We start from the raw sequence: 20305 nt of genomic DNA, 5'->3' as shown, positions 1-20305 counted from the left end.
CAAATCTACAGTCAGGGATGCGTACCAGCAAGCCTTGGCCTGCTATTGGCGTTTGAGTTCCGGTGAATGCCGGAAAATGGTCGGTGAAATTTCTTTATTGCTTGCTTTGGGAGAGTTTGCTGCGGATGCGGCTCAGTGTTTCCAGCGTCATGCCCAGGTAGGAGGCGATGAACTTAAGGGGAACACGATTCAGCAGCTGGCTCTTGGTGGCAATGAAATGTTTGTATTTGGAAGTGGCTTCTGTGAGCCTCGCAATGAAGGCGCGCTCCTCTGCATCGCGATAATATTTCTCATAGATCTTCCTGCCAACGATATTGGCCTCCGGAAAATTCTCGTAGAGATATTGCAGATCATCATAGTGAAGTCCGGTGAGCTCGCAATCTTCGATAGCCTGCACATTCTCTGCTGTGATCTGTTGAAGTTGAAAACTGGCGATGGCCGAAACGAATTCGCCTTCACCGGTGATCCAGGTGGTGATATCCTTGATACCATCTTTCACATAACCACGGAGAATTCCTTTTCGAACAAAGTAAAGGTGTGAGCAGACTTCACCGGGTGTGAACAGCATTTCGTTCTTACGTAACCGGTGGGCAAAGCTTTTCTGATTCACATACGCCTGTGCATCCGCGCTGATTGGGTTCAATACTTTCGCGACGGTCACAATGGGAGATTCAGGCATAGTGGTTCTGGACATCCACTGTTCGGCTGGCTGATTGTGTAAAGGCATACTACGATCTATAAATGTTTAGGTTGGGGGTTCACAAAAACATAGGTTCCTGATCAGGGATTACGGTAGTTCATCTAATCTTCCAGAGGACAGTGAGATACTAGTTAACCCGAATGGGTATCTAAAGATAGCAAAAAGAATCACTTATAATGAAAGTTATTTGTATAAATAAGTGATTTCCTTTACTGTATTAATGCAAACTGGTCGCCATCAAAAATACCCAGATCACTTAGTTTCAAGTGCGGGATCACCAGTAATGCCATAAAACTTAAGGTCATGTAAGGAGCGGATAATGGAGTGCCCAGACTCTTGGCAAGATGGTCCATTGCGGTGTATTTGGTGGCTACATTGAAGCCATCATCAGCGCTCATCAGGCCTGCAATTCCGAGCGGAAGAAGGTGTGTTTCAAGGGTATTGTGATGAAAACTGCTGTCTTTGAAACGGACGATACAACTGATGCCACCCTGTGTGGCGATCACTGCATTCACGGCCATGCAGATGGCTTCATCATCTGTTCCCACGGCAACGATATTATGACTGTCGTGCGCCACCGAAGATCCGATTGCGCCGTTCTTCAATCCGAAATTTTTAATGAAAGCCCGGGCGGCCGGCTTCCCATGATCATACCTGTTTACCACTACTATTTTCAAGAGGTCACGGTCCTGGTCAGAAACCATCATGCCGTCTTTGACGGTTGGCGCCATATCCAGCCGGTTGGTGATCAGTTGTCCATCAAGCGCTTCGATCACCGGAATGGTAGTTTCTCCATTGTAAGGGATCTGGAAATATGAGATCCTTTTCGGTTCTGCATGGAAGTGATTGATAGGTTGAACCGGTTGTCTTGCTATCAGCGATACGCCTTTATCTGCTACCAGTCGTCCATCTATATAAGTACTGATCACTTTGAACTGTTGCAGATCTTTCACCAGAATGCAATCCGCCGGGTCTCCTTCGCGCAGCAAACCTGTATTCAATCCATAATGCAATGCAGGATTAATGCAGGCAGCTTTCAGTACTTTGAATACATCGATTCCCTTTGCCACTGCGCGTGCACAAAGCTGATCTATATGGCCTTCCACGAGACTGTCGGGATGTTTGTCGTCACTGCAGAACATCATATTATCTGCATGATCGTGCATGAGATCGATCAGTGCTTCAAAATTCCTGGCAGCGCTTCCTTCGCGGATGAGGACTTTCATGCCGAGCGACAATTTCTCTTCGGCTTCTTCGCGGGTGAAACATTCATGGTCTGTACTGATGCCGGCGCCGATGTATTGTTGCAGCGCTTCTCCGCGCAATCCGGGAGCATGTCCGTCAACAGGTTTACCCAAACGGTGAGCTGCTTCGATCTTTTCCATCACTTCGGGATCCTTGTGCAATACTCCCGGAAAGTTCATCATCTCGCTCAGGTATTTTACCGCATCTTTTTGTAGTAATGCTTCTACTTCTTTTGCATCCAGACTGGCTCCTGCCGTTTCAAACCTGGTGGCCGGCACGCAGCTCGGTGCTCCGAAATAGAATTTGAAAGGCACCGTATTGCCATTTTCGATCATGTATTCAACGCCCTTCATACCACAGACATTGGCAATCTCATGGGGATCGCTAACGGTGGCCACAGTGCCATGCAATACAGCGATCCGCGCAAATTCAGAGGGCACCAGCATGGAACTTTCAATATGTACATGACTGTCTATGAAGCCGGGAAGTAAGAAGGGAGGCGTTTCGCCGGGCCAGGAAGCAGCCAGCTGATCAGGGCTGATCTCACGGATGAATGCGATCTTCCCTTCCGAGATGAAAACCTCTGCAGGATAGATCCTTTCCCCTGTGATGTCTACTAAATTTGCCTGTATCGTTTGGCTGGCCATAACTATGATCTTGCTAATATAGTTAAAAATCATTCGGGGGGATGCCCTTCCCCGTTCAATATTTAATAATCTGATCCCGAATCAGTAAGTTGCAATACTAATTCCCAAAGCCAAATTCATAACGAAGATGACTAACCGAAAAATACTGTTATTGATTGGATTCTGGATGCTGATGGTGGCAGCCTCAGCGCAGCAGGTGATCGTGAACAATGTAGGAAAAGATCCTTTCAATGGCAAGGCTACCGAAGTGGTTTTTAAAGGAAAAGACGGACAATGGGTGTTTACACCGTATGGCAACCTGGTGATCAAAAGCACTTACCGGCCTTCGGATTACAACCGCAATGAGCTGATGAGCAATGCAGTGATCGGTAGCCCGCAACCCACGCAAACAAAAATAACTGTCGCCAATTCCCAAACCATCGAGTTCGAAAACGGGCTCAGCGTGGTAATTCAGCGGGACAAGCTCTATTTCCGGCAGGGCAGGGAGGTAAAAGTGAAGAACGCCTCCTATTTTGTGCAGGACAATAACCGCGGCTTCCGTTTCATGCTCAGTGATGGTGAAAAATGGCTGGGCGGTGGCGGGCGCGCCATTCCCATGGACCGTCGCGGCTACAAGATCAACCTGTACAACAGCCCGTCTTATGGTTATGGATTGGGGGCGGATAACCTCAATTTTTCTGTGCCCATCCTGATCTCCTCCAATGGCTATGCGCTCTTCTTCGATAATCCCTCCAAAGGTTATTTCGATATTGGCCTCACGGAGAAATCCACACTGGAAGCAGGTTTCATGAGTGGCGAGCTCAACTTCTACGTGGTATTCGGCAGGAACCTGGATGAGATCATGTTCAATTATACTTCTCTCACCGGAAGACAACCACTGCCTCCCCGCTGGGCCCTGGGCAATTTTGTATCGCGATTCGGATACCGCAGTGAAGTACAGGTGAAAGATGTGGTAGCAAAAATGCAGGCTGCCAAATTCCCCATCGATGGTCTCATTTTCGATCTCTTCTGGTTCGGTGATGATATCAAGGGCACGCTCGGTAATTTCGACTGGGTGAACACCAACAAATGGCCGAATCCCAAAAACATGCTCACGCAATTCCGTCAGCAAAACATAAAGAGCGTTCTGATCACAGAACCTTTCTTCCTCAAAGGCACCCGCAATTATGCCGAAGCCACGCCTTTCCTGGCAACGGATGCAAGTGGAAAGCCATTCACTTACCAGGATCTCTATTTCGGTGAGGGCGGACTGATAGATATTTTCAGAAAACCTGCACGCGACTTCATGTGGAAGCTGTATAAAAAGCAGGTAGCCAATGGCGTTAGTGGTTGGTGGAGTGATCTGGGCGAACCGGAGAAGCATCCCAATACCATCATGCATAACCTGAAGGACCAGGGCGTCAACAGGCCGGTGAGTGCTGATGAGATCCATAATCTCTATGGCCATCAGTGGAGCGCCATGTTGTATGAAAAATACCGCGATGATTATCCTGATCAACGGCTCTTTCATCTCAACCGCGCAGGATTTGCCGGCAGCCAGCGCTACAGCGTGTTCCCCTGGACAGGGGATGTAGCCCGCAGCTGGAGTGGCCTCAAAGCGCAATGGCCCGTGATGATGGGCATGAGCCTTAGTGGCCTTCCCTATGTACATTCCGATGCAGGCGGATTTGCCATGGCAGAAAAAGCTGATGCAGAGCTTTACGTCAGGTGGTTGCAGTTCGCAGCATTCACGCCTGTATTCCGTCCGCATGGAACAGCGCTTGAAGATTATGATAAAACTGTAAAGAGCATCCCATCTGAACCGGTATTCTGGGATGGGGCCGTACAATTCCTTGCCAGACAGTATATCCGTCTCCGTTATGAACTGTTGCCTTACAATTACTCGCTCGCATATGAGCAGGCAGCCAAAGGAAAACCATTGATGCGCCCATTATACTATTACAATTTCAATGATCCAGAAGCATTCAATGCCACTGATCAATATTTCTGGGGCGATAATTTGATGGTAGCGCCCGTGATGACGGAGGCTGCCACATCCAGGAAAGTATACCTGCCCGAAGGACAATGGTATCGATTCTCAGACAATCAATTGTTGGAAGGAAAACAATGGCTCGATCAAAATGCGGGGATCCATTATCTGCCCCTCTATGCAAAGGCCGGCAGCTTTATTCCTGTATGGCAGACAGACTCCGTGATCCGCAGCACCGAAGCTTATGATTCCAAAAATCTCAGCCTGATCTATTATCCTTCAGCCACATCATCTTCCTATACCTGGTACGATGATGATGGCGTGGAGCCCCGCACACTGGAGCGCGCAGAATATGAGTTGATCACTTTCACCGGATCAACCCGTGGTAGCATGATCAGTATCGAACTGAAAACCAATAACCCCGCGGCTTACAAACGCAAACAAATGCGCAGTTTCACCATCCTGGTACCCGGTGCTGTTATCAAAGAGGTGATGGTGAATGGTAAGCCCGCAAAAGTAGTGACGGCAAAGCCTGTGATGCTGGCGGAAGGACAGTTTTCTGCAACCACCATCGTTTTCGATGGCAAGCCGGCAACAGTGGAGATCAAATTGTAATTGAAAAGATTTTATCTTCGCCACCCGGAACGGCTGCTAAAACTTAAAAAATTGCCATTATGCAAGTATGGAAAGATTACCAGGAAAAGAACAAGGATCGTTTCCTCGATGAGCTCAAAGATCTGTTGCGCATCCCCAGTATCAGCGCCAACAGTGCCAATAAAGAAGACATGCGCAAATGCGCGGAAGCCGTGAAACAACGTCTCCTGGAAGCAGGCGCCGGTAAGGCGGAAGTGATGGAAACAGCCGGTCATCCGGTTGTGTACGGTGAGAAGATCATCGATCCTTCCAAACCCACTGTGCTGGTGTATGGTCATTATGACGTACAACCTCCCGATCCGCTGAACCTCTGGACCAGCGGGCCTTTCGAGCCGGTTGTAAAAGACGGAAAACTCTATGCGCGCGGCTCCGCCGACGATAAAGGTCAGGTGTACATGCACGTGAAGGCGCTGGAGATCATGAACAAGACCAATTCTCAACCCACCAATATCAAGTTCCTCATCGAAGGAGAAGAAGAAGTGGGATCTCCCAATCTCGAAAAATTTGTTGCCGATCATAAGGACCTGCTGAAATGCGATGTGATCCTGATCAGTGATAGCGCCATGATCTCCCTGGATACACCTTCCATGGATATCGGTATGCGCGGTCTCGCGTATATCCAGGTGGAAGTGACTGGCCCCAGCCGCGACCTGCACTCCGGTGTATACGGTGGTGCTGTTGCCAATCCCATCACCATGCTGGCCAGGATGATCGCCAGTTGCCATGATGAGAACAATCATATCACCATCCCCGGATTTTATGATGATGTGATCAATGTGTCTGACGACGAAAGGAAGATGCTCGGACAAGCACCTTACAACGAAAATGAATACAAGGCCGATCTCGGTGTTCAATCACTCTGGGGTGAAAAAGGTTTCTCTACCAATGAGCGCACCGGTATCCGTCCAACGCTTGAGCTGAATGGTATCTGGGGTGGTTATATCCAGGAAGGAGCAAAAACTGTATTGCCATCAAAAGCATATGCAAAAATTTCTGCCCGTCTCGTTCCCAATCAGAGCTCAGAGAAGATCACAGCGATGATGCTGGAGCATTTCAAAAAGATCGCTCCGGAAGGCGTTACGGTGAAAGCAGAGAATCTGCATGGCGGCGAGCCTTATATGACCCCGATCGGATCAAAAGGCTACCAGGCGGCCAGCCAGGCTTATGAAACCACATTCGGAAAGAAACCAATTCCTGTTCGCGGTGGCGGAAGTATTCCCATCTGCACAATATTGGAAAGGGAACTGGGTGTGAAGATCGTGTTCATGGGCTTTGGTCTGGACAGCGATAACCTGCATTCTCCCAATGAGAAATTCGATCTGGCCAATTTCTATAAGGGTATCGAAACGATCCCTTATTTCCACCAGTTCTACGCGCAGCAATAAGCCGTAACTTTGGAACATGGCTGAAAAAGAGAAATTACGTATCGATAAATATTTATGGTCGATCCGTTTGTTCAAAACGCGCACGCTGGCTACAGAAGCCTGCGACGGAGGGAAAGTGAAATGGAATGAGAACAATGTAAAGCCTTCCAAGTCCGTGAACATCGGAGAGATCTATGAAGTTAAAACAGCAGCCCGGAGATGGACCGTAAAGGTCACCGGGCTGCTGCATAACCGTGTGGCACACACGGAGGCGATCAAATTCTACGAAGACCTCACTCCGCCCGAAGAACTGGAACGCCTGCAATTCCAGGCCGCCAGCTTCCATACCGGCAAACGACTCAGCAAACAGGGAAGGCCCACCAAAAAACAAAGAAGGGATATCGAAGGATTCATGGACGATGATGGAGCGGAAGAAGAATAATTCCGCATCTGCCTTATCTTTGCGCCATGCGTATCGATATTATTTCTGTTGTACCCGAATTACTGGAGAGCCCGCTTTCCCATTCCATCATGAAAAGAGCCCGGGATAAGGGATTGCTGGAAGTTCATGTTCATCACCTCCGTCAATGGGCGGTGAATGAATACGGACAGGTAGACGATTACCAGTATGGGGGAGGAGCAGGAATGGTGATGATGCCCGAACCACTCGCCAATGCCATCGAGACCCTGCAAAAAGACAGGACCTATGATGAGATCATCTATGTAACGCCCGATGGCCCGCGCTTTGATCAATCCACCGCCAATCAACTCTCACTGAAAGGCAATCTCATTATCATCTGCGGACATTACAAGGGTATCGATGAACGGATCCGCCAACATTTTGTAACGAAGGAGATCTCTATCGGCGATTATGTGCTGAGTGGAGGTGAACTGGCAGCAGCCGTAATTGTGGATGCAGTAGGAAGATTACTGCCCGGTGTACTCAATGATGAAACTTCTGCGCTGATGGATTCTTTCCAGGATAACTTACTGGCCCCCCCCGTTTATACCCGGCCATCGGATTTCCGTGGCTGGAAGGTTCCAGACATCCTCATGAGCGGCGACCCCCTGAAGATCGCCGACTGGCGTTATGAACAGGCCGTTCAACGAACTAAAGACAGAAGGCCTGACCTGCACAGTGATCAGTAAGTTATCGATGTGATTTTTTTTAAATGCACTTCTCGTTGATCAGTACTCTGCTAAAATGTAAATCAGCAGGTAAATGGTCAGGGTCATCAACAGACTCACCAGAATTGTTTTCTTCATAAGAACGGATTTAAGTGTTCTTATAAAAGCATGTACCGTGCCAAAGGGAAGTTTATCCACATAGGAAAAATACAGGGGAGATTACGAGGTAGGCTCAGAAAGAAACTAAGTTCAATCGCCAATGTTTTCAGTGAACCATTTCAACTTTCTATTGTCTGTATTCTTCTGTGCCGGTCAAAATTGCCTGTATGATTGCACTATAATAGTCTGGCAAACCTGGAATGCCCTCATCTATCAGTATTCCGAAAAATTTTCTTTGTATCTCCTCGTTCCTTTCTTTCAAAATTCCAATCACGCGCAAACGCAACAACTCACTTTTTTGTAGAATCAGCTGCATCTCTCTTCCCAGAGCTCTGGCAGAAAGTATTTTTAGATCATAAATATCTTTTGTGAAAAGATCCACATGCTGATCATAGATCAAGTTTTCTTCCAGTTCAAAGTAGTGATTGATGATTATTGCAACATCGACTATATCATCACTGCATACCCCTGCGGATCACGCAGCGTATATTCATTTGCTGTCAAAGAAAAATTTTCCTCTTGTACCAGATACTTCTTAAGAGCTTCATATTTTAATTGATCGCTTACCAGTACAGCAAGGTCTATATCTTTTGTTCCCAGTGCCCGAATGCCTTTGTCCACAAACCAGGTATCTCTTGCCAATGCACCGATCAGGTAGAACCCAATGTCCAGTTTTGAAAAGGCTTTTTCAAACAGCAAATGTGCTCTTTAGGTTTTCCTGCCTAAGTTGTTTGAAATTTATCCTGGAGGTATTCATTGAAAATTCGTTGCGCAGTTTCTATATTTCGGCGTTTGCCTGTATTAACAAGATCGGTATAGACCAGCAATGGTGGAGCAAATATTGGATCTTTTTCCTGTGTCGGCCAGAATTGCTTGTAAACTACAATTGCTCCTGCTTTTTTAGGTACGATACGATAGTTTCTTACCAATTCCATTACCGTTTCGGTTGTGTATAATGTCCATTCTCCCGGTTTCAAATTACCTGTTAGCAACTCTGCCGCTGGCTCTGCTCCCCAGCAGGTATGAGCTTTTGTCAATTTAATTTGCTTCCACCGGTCGTAGTCAGCATCACTCATAAAATCAAAACGATTAATGAATAGTCCGGGCTTTAGTCGACGATCATATTCTGTCATCCATTGAGCGAGTAGTTCCTGTTTGTTATTCCAGGTCCATTCGGTTTTATTTAGCGCCAGTATATACTCCATCGACCGTAGTGCATTCAATGTTTTGTGGACAGTATCCAGACTGACAGATGCCTTATTGGCTATGTTCCGTATGGTGCCATTGATCAGCCCCTCTTCCTGTAAGAGCTGGAATATTACTTTGATGCCCCCTTTGCTAAATGCGCGTGCATCAGCCACCTCTTTTTGTTCTGCTCTTCTGCCTTCTATATGTACAAAAAAACTTTCCTGTTGTATAAAAGCATTACCTGCACTATCCATAAAGAAAATCCCGAGCTCCCTTAATTGCTGTTGTACAGTGGGGGCAATATTTACGGCGATCACGATCAGTTTTCCACTTTTTTGTTTCAGCGTCTGCAACATGGGGAGGTTTGCTGCTGTCACAATAGTTTTCACTACAGCAGGGATTTCTATAGTATATCCTCCAGCCTGGAAGCGGATATGACCGTCCAGCTTTATGCTTTTTATGTTTGCAGACCCCTTTTTCCAGGTTGTTCCAATTCTTACCCGACTTGTAAATTCCTGTAAAACACCTGGTATGATTTCTGATTTCATGTTCGATAAATTGAATTGTTCGTAAAATACGAACAAGTAAAAATACCGAACAATTTCGAAACCGAAAGCCTATTTCTATGACTTTCCTGGATATTCCCATATGACCAGGCATATGTAAATTGGCAGATTATGTTGAAACTAAAGGACTTCCAGCGAATGCTTCCTGTCGCTCAGCAAATTCTTCAGATCCCATTGCACTCTTGCAACAAACTCGTGTTGCCTCACCGTGCATTCAAATCGCTGACAGATACTGCAACTGAAATCCATGCATCCATCAACATGCACGGCCATCTCGATACTATCCCCAAACTCGCGCCGGATCAGGTTTGTAAGCTCATCCACTTCCTGGTGCGCTTCATTTACATTGAAATACCAGGGAACAGTAAGATGGCAATCGATATGTAGCTGTCCACCGTACTTGATCACTCGAAGATTGTGCAGGTCTATCCAATTGGTGCGGCGGTTGGCATTGAGTACTTCCACCATTTTTTGCAGTAATTCCTTATCGGCTTCGTCCATTATTCCTGCAAGTGATTTGCGAAGAATACCATAACCGGTAAACATAATGAACAATGCCATCAGAATTGCCATTACGCTATCCAGCCAGACCAATCCCGTGAACCTGATCAGGATCAGTCCGATAATGATGGCAAGTGTTGACCAGGTATCTGATTGCAAATGTTTGCCACTGGCAACAAGCGCGAGTGAATTGTTCCTTTTTCCTTTTTTGATACTGATGCTGCCCACTACAAAATTGATGAGGGCGGTGATGGCAACGAGTATGATTCCACTGTCGAGTTTTGCCAGTTCGCGGGGATGAATGAAACTCACAACTGATTCGTAAATGATGATCAGTCCAGCGATCAGGATCAGTGTGCCTTCCACGGCGGCAGACAAAAACTCCGCTTTACCATGACCGTAAGGATGGTCCTCATCCCTTGGTTTGGCAGCTACATACAAACTATAAAGCCCGATAAAGCCTGCTATCACATTCACGGTACTCTCGAGTGCATCCGTGAGAATGGCAACAGAGTGCGTAAGGAAGTACGCAACGATTTTCAACAGGAATAATATCACAGCAACGGTTACAACCCACCGTTGGGTGCGGAGATTTTCGAGGCCGGTATCCAAAGCAAGCGATTTGCGTAAAAGTACAAAGATTATCTTTGTAGAAACAGCAACTGTGGAACTGATACCAGCCATTGTAGAAGAATACGCAGCAAAATATACTTCTCCTGAAGATGAACTGTTGCGTGGCATCAATGCGGAAACTTATGCTTCGCATGCACAACCGCATATGTTGAGTGGTCATGTGCAGGGGCAATTCCTGAGCATGATAAGCCAAATGTTGCAACCGCGCCGCATCCTGGAGATCGGCACTTTTACCGGTTACAGCGCCCTCTGCCTTGCAAAAGGCTTGTTAAAAGACGGCTTATTGCACACAATTGAGCTCAGAGAGGCCGATGGAGCTGTATCCCAGGCAAATTTCAATAGGTCAATTGACCGTGAAAAGATAATTTTGCACGTTGGGAATGCGTTACAGATCATACCCACCCTGCAGGAAACCTGGGACCTTGTGTTCATCGATGCAGATAAGGTTTCCTACATGGAATATTTCAACCTGGTTTTGCCTTCTGTAAGACCTGGTGGCGTGATACTGGCCGATAATGTCCTTTTCCATGGACAGGTTCTGGAAGAGCCGGTAACAACAAAGAATGGCAAAGCCATGCAGAGCTTCAACGAGATGGTTCTGCAGGATGAAAGAGTGGAGCAGGTATTGCTCACCATTAGAGATGGTTTACTCATGATCCGTAAAAAATAAAAAGGAATGCTGAAACGCTTATTGATTGTATTGCCGTTACTGGCAACACTTTGTGTAAAGGCTCAGAAGAGCGCTGACATCCTGAATTATATCGACACCTACAAGGAGATGGCCATCCAGGAAATGGTGAGGACCGGTGTACCCGCTTCCATCAAACTGGCGCAGGGCATTCATGAGACCATGGCCGGGAAAAGTGTGCTGGTGATGAAGTCCAACAACCATTTCGGCATCAAGTGTAAGAACACCTGGCAGGGTAAGAAAGTATATCATGATGATGATGCCCGTGGGGAATGCTTCCGATCCTATTCCAGCGCCAATGATTCCTACCTGGATCATTCCAATTTTCTCAAGAACAGCTCCCGCTACGCTTTCCTTTTCCAACTCGATCCCACAGATTACAAAGGCTGGGCATACGGACTCAAACAAGCCGGCTATGCCACCAATATCAAATATTCACAACTCCTCATCAAACTGATCGAAGACTATAACCTGCAGGACTATTCGCTGATCGCATTGGGCAGATTGAAAAGACCTGATGTGATCCTGGCCAGCAACAAGCCTGAGATCGGTGAACCTGTGGCTGTGGAAATGGTGCCTGCCGTTATGGTGGAAACCAGGCCAGCCATAGCACTTGCTCCCGTTGAACTTTTCTATCCTGAAGGAGAATTCAAGATCAACGATACCCGCGTTATCTATGCAAAGAGCGGTACTTCCTTACTGGCCGTTGCCAGACAATATGATATCTCCCTCCGCCGCCTGCTCGACTTCAACGATATGGAAAAGGAAGATGTGATCACTGAAGATCAGCTGCTTTATCTGCAACGCAAAAGAAAGACCGGAGTTGGCGAAGTGCATGTGGTGCAGGAAGGTGAAACCCTCTACGATATTTGTCAAACAGAAGGCATCCGCTTCGAGGCCATGCTCAAATACAATCACCTGAAACAAGATGATGTGCCCGGCATCGGCGAACGTATCTACCTGCGCTCCTCTGCTCCTGCAAGGCCAAGGCTGGCAACAGAACCAGCGCTTGCTGCAGTGGTGAGAACTACGGTAGACAGCAGGCCCGCCATGACCAATATGTTCACACATGTGGTGCAAACCAAAGAAACACTGTACAGCATAGCTAAGAAATACAATGTAACCGTTGAAAAGATCCAGGAGTGGAACAGACTCCAGGGTGTTGATCTGAAGATCGGCCAATCGCTTGTCATTTATCAATAACTGATTCTATGAGCATCATCCGTGTACATGATAAGTCATTTGAACCATACCTGACTGCTGATGTGATCAAAAATCGTATCCGTGAAATTGCGGCAGACCTGAACAGGGATTATGCAGGCAAACGACCGGTATTCATTGCGATCCTCAATGGCTCATTCATTTTTGCCGCAGACCTGTTCAAGGAGCTTTCGGTTGATGTGGAAGTTTGCTTCATCAAGCTGGCTTCGTATAAGGGTACACGTTCTACAGGCCAGGTGCTCACCGCAATTGGTCTCGATACAGATATATTCGAAAGGGATGTGGTGGTGATCGAAGATATTGTGGATACCGGCAAAACCCTGAGCGAATTCCTTCCCCAGTTACATCACCAGCAGCCATCTTCCTTAAAGATCGTAGCTTTGCTTCACAAGCCTGAGGCCACTGTTTTTCCAATCCCCATCGATTACATCGGATTTGCTATTCCCAACAAGTTTGTAGTGGGCTACGGCCTTGATTATGATGGACTGGGAAGAAATATCCCGGAGATTTACAAGCTCGCAGAATAAGATTCCGCCTTCCGTACACTTGCAGGAAACCAAAGTATATGGTATTTTTCAACCCAAAATTACCTGTTGAGAATTGCTTGTGCAATACTGCTGTTTACCCTGATGTTTGCCACTGCTTCCGCACAATACTACCTGCGCGGTGAGATCAGAGACGAGAAAGGCAATGTTTTGTCCAATGCGAAATTGAAATTGCAATCCAGCAACCTGCTCTATTACTCCGGTGTGAAAGGCGCCTTCGGTATCGTCAGTTCCAAAGAAACGGATTCATTGTTCATTTCACTGGATGGTTACCAGGATCTGGCCATCAAAGTTGAAGCAGGCCGTTATCATATCATTTCCCTCAAAATGCTGTATTCCGCAGCACACCTGCAGCGCAACAAGCTGGTGAGCCTGACGCGGAATATGCAACCTGAAGAAAGAAAGAAACACCTGTTCAGCGGGGAAACCTACAGTACCCTGGTGGAGAATGAATTTGTGCAGGCAAGAAAATATCCGGAAACGGGTTTTGCTATTCACGCTGACCGCGCTGCCTACAGCAATATCCGTCGCTTTCTCAATATGCAGACCACGGTTCCTCCCGATGCTGTGCGAACGGAGGAACTGCTGAATTATTTCAATTTCGATGCATCGCCGCTGGCCAGGGACAGTATCTTCGGTTTTCGGTCATACATCTCCGATTGTCCGTGGAATGCGCAGCATCAATTGTTGTATCTGAATATCGCTTCGCGAAAAATAGACAGCTCGGAGATCCCTCCTTCCAATCTCGTTTTCCTGGTGGATGTATCCGGCTCGATGGATATGCCCAATCGTTTGCCATTGTTGAAGTCTTCCTTCAAATTGCTGGTAGATAATCTACGCAATACAGATACAGTGTCGATTGTCGTTTATGGAAGTACGGTAGGTGTGTGGCTGACGCCCACCAGTGGCGCAGACAAGGCGAAGATCAGGAAATCGATAGAGGAACTGTATCCCGGAGGTTCAACACCCGGCGAATCCGGAATCAGAACTGCGTACAGACTGGCGAAAAGCCAGTTCATCAAAGGAGGTAACAACCGCGTGATACTGGCTACTGACGGGGATTTCAACGTAGGGCAAAGCAGTGAGGATGAGTTGGAGAAACTGATCACCCAGCACCAGGAATCCGGTATCTATCTGACCTGTCTGGGTGTGGGCATGGGCAATTATAAAGACTCCAAGCTGGAAGTGCTGGCCAAGAAAGGCAATGGCAATTTCGCTTACCTCGATAACGAACATGAAGCAGAGAAGGTATTGGTGCATGAGCTTACACAAACATTGTTCACGGTGGCCGATGATGCCTATCTCAATATCCGTTTCAATTCATCGGTGGTACGCGAATACAGGCTGATCGGTTTCGATAACAAGGCAAAGGCATTGGCGGACTCCCTCAATGAAGTGGAAGGGGGAGAAGTAGGGCCGGGCCATTCGCTACTGGTATTGTTCGAGATCGAACCGGTAAGGCCCGCGGGGTCTGATGCCTATCCAACGGATGAACCGGTGGCAAACCTCAGTATCAATTTCAGGAAGCCCAATGAATCACTGCGACGAATAACCGAATACCAGGTAGAGGCCAACTATTCCGGGTTCACTGAACTGCCCAAATGTTATCAGTTCGCTACCTCGGTAGTGATGTTTGCTTCTTTGCTGAAACAATCGAAATTTTCTCATCAGTTTGGCTGGAACGATGTGATCATCATGGCGGATGAAGCGCACCGCAAGGGAGATTATATGCAGGAGGAATTTATTTCGATGGTGCAGAAAGCGAAGAAGATCTATGGGAAGATGAGGAAGCGGAAAAATAAGGAATAAAAAAAGCGGCTATACTGTATGTATAACCGCTTCTCCATATTTCGATATTGTACTCTTATCAGGAGAACATCTCTCTTACTTTATCAAAGAAATTCTTATCGGTCTTATCCGGCTGTGGCTGGAAATTGGGTGATTGACTCAACTTCTCCAGCATTGCTTTTTCTTCTGATGTGAGGTGTTGTGGTGTCCACACATTCACATAGATGAGCTGGTCGCCTTTTTCGTAGCTGTTCACAGCGGGGAATCCTTTGCCTTTGAGGCGGAAGATCTTGCCGCTCTGAGTGCCGGCAGGGATCTTGATCTTGGCGCGTCCATCGATGGTGGGCACTTCCACGTTGGTGCCGAATGCGGCGTCCGGGAAGGAGATATGAAGCTCGTAAGCTACATTGAGACCATCGCGGTGCAGTTCCTTGTGTTGTTCCTCTTCGATGAGGATGATCAGATCGCCGGGAGGGCCGCCGCGTTCGCCGGCATTGCCTTTGCCACCAACGCTGAGCTGCATGCCTTCCATAACGCCTGCAGGGATATCGATGCTGACTGTTTCTTCGCCGTACACCCTTCCTTCACCTTTACAGCTTCCGCATTTGGCGGTGATCACATGTCCTTCACCGTTACAGGTAGGGCAGGTGGTCACGGTCTGCATCTGTCCGAGGAAGGTATTGGTAACCTTGCGAACCTGGCCGCTTCCGCCGCAGGTGCCGCAGGTTTGGGTACTGTTCTTGTCTTTGGCTCCGGAACCGCTACAGGTGCTGCAGACAACGTATTTCTTTACTTTGATCTGCTTGTTCACACCTTTGGCGATCTCTTCGTAAGTGAGCTTGAGCTTGATGCGGAGATTGCTGCCTCGAACGCCGCGCTGACGCTGGCCGCCTCTTCTTCCGCCGCCACCGCCGCCGAAGAAATTCCCGAAAATATCGTCGCCGAAAATATCGCCGAACTGACTGAAGATATCGTCCATGTTCTGGCCGCCACCGAATCCGCGTCCATTGCCGTTCACGCCGGCATGACCAAAGCGGTCGTACTGGGAACGCTTATCCTGATCGCTCAGGACTTCGTAGGCTTCAGCGGCTTCCTTGAACTTTTCCTCAGCGGCTTTATCGCCGGGGTTCCGGTCAGGGTGAAATTGCATGGCCACTTTCCGGTAGGCCTTCTTGATCTCATCCTGGGAGGCCCCTTTGGATACGCCCAGTATTTCGTAATAGTCTCTTTTCATAGAAAACCAATGGGGTATTATTTTCCTACAACCACTTTTGCAAACCGGATGATCTTATCATTCAGGTAATAGCCCCTGGTCACTTCGTCCACCACTTTTCCTGCGAGTTCAGGAGTGGGGGCGGGGATTTCAGTTATGGCTTCGTGGAATTCGGGGTTAAATTCGGTTCCGATGGTCTGCATAGGTTTAAGGCCCTTTGCAGCAAGTGTACTGCGTAATTTGGCAAATACCAGTTGTACGCCTTCACGGATAGCGGGATTGTCTTCCTGCGTCTCCAGTGTTTTCTCAGCCCGGTCGCAGTCATCAAGTACATCAAGGAGCGACACGATCACATCTTTGCCGGCTGTTTGGATCAGTTCAAGTTTTTCCCTGGAGGTCCTTCTTCTGAAATTGTCGAATTCGGCTGCCTGGCGGATGTACTTGTCTTTCAATTCACCTACTTCCTGCTGCAGTTTTTCAACTTCTGAAGTGCCTTCATTGGTGTCTTCTGTGTTGAAGTCGGGAATGCTGGCATCCTGGCCGTTATCGTCCAAAATCGGATCTTTTTCTGTCATAGCTTTCCTGTTTTAAAATGCCTTTATGCTGTAAAAATGGCCGACCGGCGCAAGGAATTGCGGCTCTGCCAGTTGCTCCTGCGCCGAAACGGTAAAAATACGCGATTTTATCGGCAAACCTAAGTTGGGCAATTACTTTGCCAGTGCCGTGATCAGGCCAAATTGTCTTTAATTCTGCTGATTTTCTGACCATCTTTCTGCAAAGAAAAACCCCCGCTTAGCGAGGGTTTCCCAATATCTGTCTGAACCGGGATGAACCGGTATCTTGCTTATTTGGCTGATTCTTCAGCGCCTTCCACCAGAACAGTCACTTTGTTGTTGAGTACTTCCACAAAACCGCCCTGGATATCATAAAAGACAACGTGATTGGATTTGTCTTTCAGCACCTTCATCTTTCCTGCCTTGAGAGCAGAAACGAGGGGAGCGTGTTTATCGAGCACTTCAAACAATCCGCTGATGCCGGGCAGTTGCACGCCATAAACATCTCCGCTGAAGAGTTTGCGTTCCGGTGTTAATATCTCTAAGTTCATAATTGATTAAAATGTTGTGACAAATTATCCGTGAGCCTGAGCCAGCAGTTTTTTACCTTTTTCGATAGCATCATCGATGGTACCTACGAGGTTGAAGGCTGCTTCAGGATATTCGTCTACTTCACCGTCCATGATCATATTGAAACCACGGATGGTTTCTTCGATGGGAACGAGTACACCTTTCAGACCAGTGAACTGCTCGGCCACGTGGAAAGGCTGAGACAGGAAACGCTGTACTTTACGGGCGCGTGATACGGTTTGTTTGTCTTCGTCGCTCAATTCATCCAGACCGAGGATCGCGATAATATCCTGCAGTTCTTTATAGCGCTGGAGGATCAGTTTTACGCGGTCAGCGCAATTGTAGTGAGCTTCACCAACGATCTGAACGGTAAGGATACGGCTGGTGGAATCCAGCGGGTCAACCGCAGGGTAGATACCAAGGTCAGCGATCTTACGGCTCAATACAGTTGTTGCATCCAGGTGGGCGAAGGTGGTAGCAGGAGCGGGGTCAGTCAAGTCATCCGCAGGTACGTAAACCGCCTGTACGGAAGTGATTGAACCGTTCTTGGTAGAAGTGATGCGCTCTTGCATCAGACCCATTTCGGTTGCGAGTGTAGGTTGGTAACCTACCGCTGAAGGCATACGACCGAGGAGGGCTGATACTTCAGAACCGGCCTGAGTGAAACGGAAGATATTGTCTACGAAGAAGAGGATGTCACGGCCTTTGCCTTGTCCATCTCCATCACGATAGTATTCTGCGATAGTCAGACCAGAGAGGGCCACACGTGCACGCGCACCTGGGGGCTCGTTCATCTGTCCGAATACGAAGGTTGCTTTTGAGTCAGCCAGTTCTTTCATGTCTACCTTGCTCAGGTCCCAACCACCATTTTCCATGGAGTGTTTGAACTCTTCGCCGTATTTCATGATACCTGCTTCGATCATCTCACGCATCAGGTCATTACCCTCACGTGTTCTTTCACCTACACCTGCAAACACGGATACACCGGAGTAGGCTTTGGCGATGTTGTTGATCAGCTCCTGGATCAATACGGTTTTACCTACACCGGCACCACCGAAGAGACCGATCTTACCACCTTTTGCATAAGGCTCGATCAGGTCGATCACTTTGATACCAGTGAAGAGAACTTCCGTAGCGGTAGAGAGGTTCTCAAACGCAGGTGGTTTAGCGTGAATGGGGCGGCCACCTTGTTTGGATACGGCTGGCAATCCGTCGATAGGATCTCCGGTTACGTTGAAAAGACGGCCTTTGATAGCCTCGCCGGAAGGCATAGTGATAGCCGCGCCGGTGTCTACTACTTCCAGTCCGCGAACCAGACCCTCAGTACCGTCCATAGCGATACAGCGTACGCTGTCCTCACCGAGGTGCTGCTGAGCTTCCAGTACCAGGATTTCACCATTTTGTTTTTTCAGTTCAAGTGCGTTATAGATTTCAGGGAGTTTTCCATCAAACTGCACATCCACTACCGCGCCGATGATCTGCTTGATCTTTCCAACGTTTGCCATATAAGATGTTTAAGAGAGCGTTTTAATTTGGCCGCAAAGGTAAGGGCTGTGAAGAGAATTATGAAATAAGAAACGGGAAATAATGTGGGATTCGGAAGGAAATACCTAATTATCATAGTATGAACATATTGTATAATGTGTACTGGCTGCATAAAAAGGCTGCCCGACACCCGTTTTCACCCATATGTGCCGGATTCACAAAAGGTTCGGTTGGTTAATGATCAGAAAAGTAGTTTGCGCTTATCAATTTTTTTGTACCCTTGTAAATTGGTAACTATCGTATAATAAAGTTCGATGCAACTCATAGAAGTTAAAGATTCTGCAACGGCATCCGCATTTATCCAGGTGAACGTAGAGATCAATAAAAATGATCCCAGTTATATACGTCCCCTGGACAAGGATGTGGAGGAAGTGTTTGATCCGAAGCGGAACAAAGCGTTTGGCTTTGGCGAAGTGGCCAGATGGGTGCTTCAGAACGATGAAGGCAAACTGATCGGACGTATCGCTGCATTTGTAAACAGGAAGTATCATAATAAAGAAGATGAAGGTCCTGTTGGCGGTATAGGCTTTTTCGATTGCATCAACAACCAGCAGGCAGCAGATATGCTTTTCGATGTGAGCCGTCACTGGCTGCTGCAGCGCGGAATGGAAGCGATGGACGGACCTATCAATTTCGGCGAGCGCGATCGCTGGTGGGGCCTGGTTGTGAAAGGCTTCAACGAGCCGCTCTACTGCATGAACTATAATCAGCCTTATTACAGGGAGCTCTTCGAGAATTACGGCTTTCGACCTTTTTATAATCAGCTCTGCTTCGGAATGTCGATCCATGGCCCCTTTCACAAGAAGCTCTGGAACCGGCATGCAGCAATTGCCAATGATCCCAGCTACAAGATGGTCACCATCAACAAGAGCCAGCTGGAAAAATATGCAGCCGATTTTTCCATCGTCTATAACAAGGCATGGGCCGGTCATGAAGGGCAAAAAGAATTGACGCCGCAACAAGTGCTGCGTCTCTTCGAAACCATGAAACCGGTATTGGATGAAAAGATCGCCTGGTTCGTTTATCATAATGATCAACCGGTTTCGATCTTCATCAACCTGCCCGATCTCAACCAATGGTTCAAATTCCTGAATGGACAATTCAACTGGTGGCACAAACTCAAATTGCTATGGCTGATGAAGAACAAGCCGAGCAGGAAAATGGTGGGACTGGTTTTCGGCGTGATCCCGGAATACCAGGGCCTGGGACTGGATGCCTACATGATCATCGAAGCAGGTATCCTGCTGAAACAATATGAGTATGAACATTACGAAATGCAATGGATTGGCGACTTCAATCCCAAGATGATCAACGTTGCCAAAAGAATGGGAGAGACCTGGCCCAGCAGAACGCTTACCACTTACCGTTATCTGTTTGATCAGACGAGGGAGTTCAAGCCGCATCCCATCTTATCATAGCTGATTCGA

General features: G+C 47.6%; 19 protein-coding genes. 9 read left to right on the top strand and 10 right to left on the bottom strand.

All coding sequences use genetic code 11. The features are described 5' to 3' along the window. Window positions 1-94 precede the first annotated feature (94 nt). On the bottom strand, window positions 95-727 hold the full coding sequence (locus FSB84_RS03450) for a Crp/Fnr family transcriptional regulator (RefSeq protein ID WP_130542890.1): 633 nt from the start codon (window positions 725-727) through the stop codon (window positions 95-97). A gap of 182 nt (window positions 728-909) precedes the next feature. Next, window positions 910-2592 carry an adenine deaminase gene (gene ade / locus FSB84_RS03445; protein ID WP_130542891.1) on the bottom strand — a complete coding sequence of 561 codons (1683 nt, stop codon included), beginning with the start codon at window positions 2590-2592 and terminating at the stop codon, window positions 910-912. A gap of 127 nt (window positions 2593-2719) precedes the next feature. Between ade and FSB84_RS03440 the strand changes: the two genes are divergently transcribed. Genes FSB84_RS03440 through trmD form a run of 4 tightly spaced genes read left to right on the top strand, consistent with a single transcriptional unit; the run spans window position 2720 to window position 7728 of the window. After that, on the top strand, window positions 2720-5176 hold the full coding sequence (locus FSB84_RS03440) for a TIM-barrel domain-containing protein (protein ID WP_130542892.1): 2457 nt from the start codon (window positions 2720-2722) through the stop codon (window positions 5174-5176). 59 nt (window positions 5177-5235) lie between these two features. Further along, complete coding sequence (locus tag FSB84_RS03435; RefSeq protein ID WP_130542893.1) at window positions 5236-6600, top strand: dipeptidase; 1365 nt, start codon at window positions 5236-5238, stop codon at window positions 6598-6600. Window positions 6601-6616: 16 nt separating this feature from the next. Next, window positions 6617-7021 (top strand): RNA-binding S4 domain-containing protein, encoded by a 405-nt coding sequence (locus tag FSB84_RS03430; RefSeq protein ID WP_130542894.1) that lies wholly within the window; start codon window positions 6617-6619, stop codon window positions 7019-7021. A gap of 26 nt (window positions 7022-7047) precedes the next feature. After that, window positions 7048-7728, top strand: coding sequence for a tRNA (guanosine(37)-N1)-methyltransferase TrmD (gene trmD / locus FSB84_RS03425; RefSeq protein WP_127131932.1), 681 nt, complete (start codon window positions 7048-7050; stop codon window positions 7726-7728). Window positions 7729-7993: 265 nt separating this feature from the next. On the opposite strand, the gene FSB84_RS03420 is transcribed toward trmD, so the two are convergent. From FSB84_RS03420 to FSB84_RS03405, 4 genes are all read right to left on the bottom strand, one after another. Beyond that, the gene (locus FSB84_RS03420) at window positions 7994-8266 is read right to left on the bottom strand and encodes a hypothetical protein (protein WP_130542895.1); all 273 of its coding nucleotides are present in this window, start codon (window positions 8264-8266) and stop codon (window positions 7994-7996) included. A gap of 47 nt (window positions 8267-8313) precedes the next feature. Continuing rightward, window positions 8314-8565 (bottom strand): hypothetical protein, encoded by a 252-nt coding sequence (locus FSB84_RS03415; protein WP_130542896.1) that lies wholly within the window; start codon window positions 8563-8565, stop codon window positions 8314-8316. A gap of 23 nt (window positions 8566-8588) precedes the next feature. Continuing rightward, window positions 8589-9602 (bottom strand): type IV toxin-antitoxin system AbiEi family antitoxin, encoded by a 1014-nt coding sequence (locus FSB84_RS03410; protein ID WP_130542897.1) that lies wholly within the window; start codon window positions 9600-9602, stop codon window positions 8589-8591. A gap of 138 nt (window positions 9603-9740) precedes the next feature. Then, complete coding sequence (locus FSB84_RS03405; protein ID WP_130542898.1) at window positions 9741-10733, bottom strand: cation diffusion facilitator family transporter; 993 nt, start codon at window positions 10731-10733, stop codon at window positions 9741-9743. A 52-nt stretch (window positions 10734-10785) separates the two neighbouring features. Here FSB84_RS03405 and FSB84_RS03400 point away from each other — a divergent pair, with 52 nt between their 5' ends. From FSB84_RS03400 to FSB84_RS03385, 4 genes are all read left to right on the top strand, one after another. Further along, window positions 10786-11424 (top strand): O-methyltransferase, encoded by a 639-nt coding sequence (locus tag FSB84_RS03400; RefSeq protein ID WP_130542899.1) that lies wholly within the window; start codon window positions 10786-10788, stop codon window positions 11422-11424. A gap of 6 nt (window positions 11425-11430) precedes the next feature. Then, complete coding sequence (locus FSB84_RS03395; RefSeq protein ID WP_130542900.1) at window positions 11431-12645, top strand: glucosaminidase domain-containing protein; 1215 nt, start codon at window positions 11431-11433, stop codon at window positions 12643-12645. An 8-nt stretch (window positions 12646-12653) separates the two neighbouring features. Further along, the gene (gene hpt / locus FSB84_RS03390; RefSeq protein ID WP_130542901.1) at window positions 12654-13190 is read left to right on the top strand and encodes a hypoxanthine phosphoribosyltransferase; all 537 of its coding nucleotides are present in this window, start codon (window positions 12654-12656) and stop codon (window positions 13188-13190) included. Window positions 13191-13256: 66 nt separating this feature from the next. Beyond that, window positions 13257-15017, top strand: coding sequence for a vWA domain-containing protein (locus FSB84_RS03385; protein WP_130542902.1), 1761 nt, complete (start codon window positions 13257-13259; stop codon window positions 15015-15017). Between the two features lie 58 nt (window positions 15018-15075). Here FSB84_RS03385 and dnaJ read toward each other — a convergent pair whose 3' ends face one another. From dnaJ to atpD, 4 genes are all read right to left on the bottom strand, one after another. Then, complete coding sequence (gene dnaJ / locus FSB84_RS03380; protein ID WP_130542903.1) at window positions 15076-16230, bottom strand: molecular chaperone DnaJ; 1155 nt, start codon at window positions 16228-16230, stop codon at window positions 15076-15078. 17 nt (window positions 16231-16247) lie between these two features. Then, the gene (locus tag FSB84_RS03375) at window positions 16248-16784 is read right to left on the bottom strand and encodes a nucleotide exchange factor GrpE (protein ID WP_130542904.1); all 537 of its coding nucleotides are present in this window, start codon (window positions 16782-16784) and stop codon (window positions 16248-16250) included. 269 nt (window positions 16785-17053) lie between these two features. Then, the gene (gene atpC, locus FSB84_RS03370) at window positions 17054-17314 is read right to left on the bottom strand and encodes an ATP synthase F1 subunit epsilon (RefSeq protein ID WP_127131918.1); all 261 of its coding nucleotides are present in this window, start codon (window positions 17312-17314) and stop codon (window positions 17054-17056) included. Window positions 17315-17338: 24 nt separating this feature from the next. Next, window positions 17339-18838, bottom strand: a complete 1500-nt coding sequence (atpD, locus tag FSB84_RS03365) for a F0F1 ATP synthase subunit beta (RefSeq protein ID WP_130542905.1) — start codon at window positions 18836-18838, stop codon at window positions 17339-17341. A gap of 294 nt (window positions 18839-19132) precedes the next feature. Here atpD and FSB84_RS03360 point away from each other — a divergent pair, with 294 nt between their 5' ends. Further along, window positions 19133-20296 (top strand): hypothetical protein, encoded by a 1164-nt coding sequence (locus FSB84_RS03360; RefSeq protein ID WP_130542906.1) that lies wholly within the window; start codon window positions 19133-19135, stop codon window positions 20294-20296. Window positions 20297-20305 lie beyond the last annotated feature (9 nt).

Source organism: Pseudobacter ginsenosidimutans, from assembly GCF_007970185.1.
Lineage (GTDB): Bacteria > Bacteroidota > Bacteroidia > Chitinophagales > Chitinophagaceae > Pseudobacter > Pseudobacter ginsenosidimutans.
Note: the sequence above shows the minus strand (reverse complement) of the source record. Positions and strands in the feature narration are given on the sequence as shown.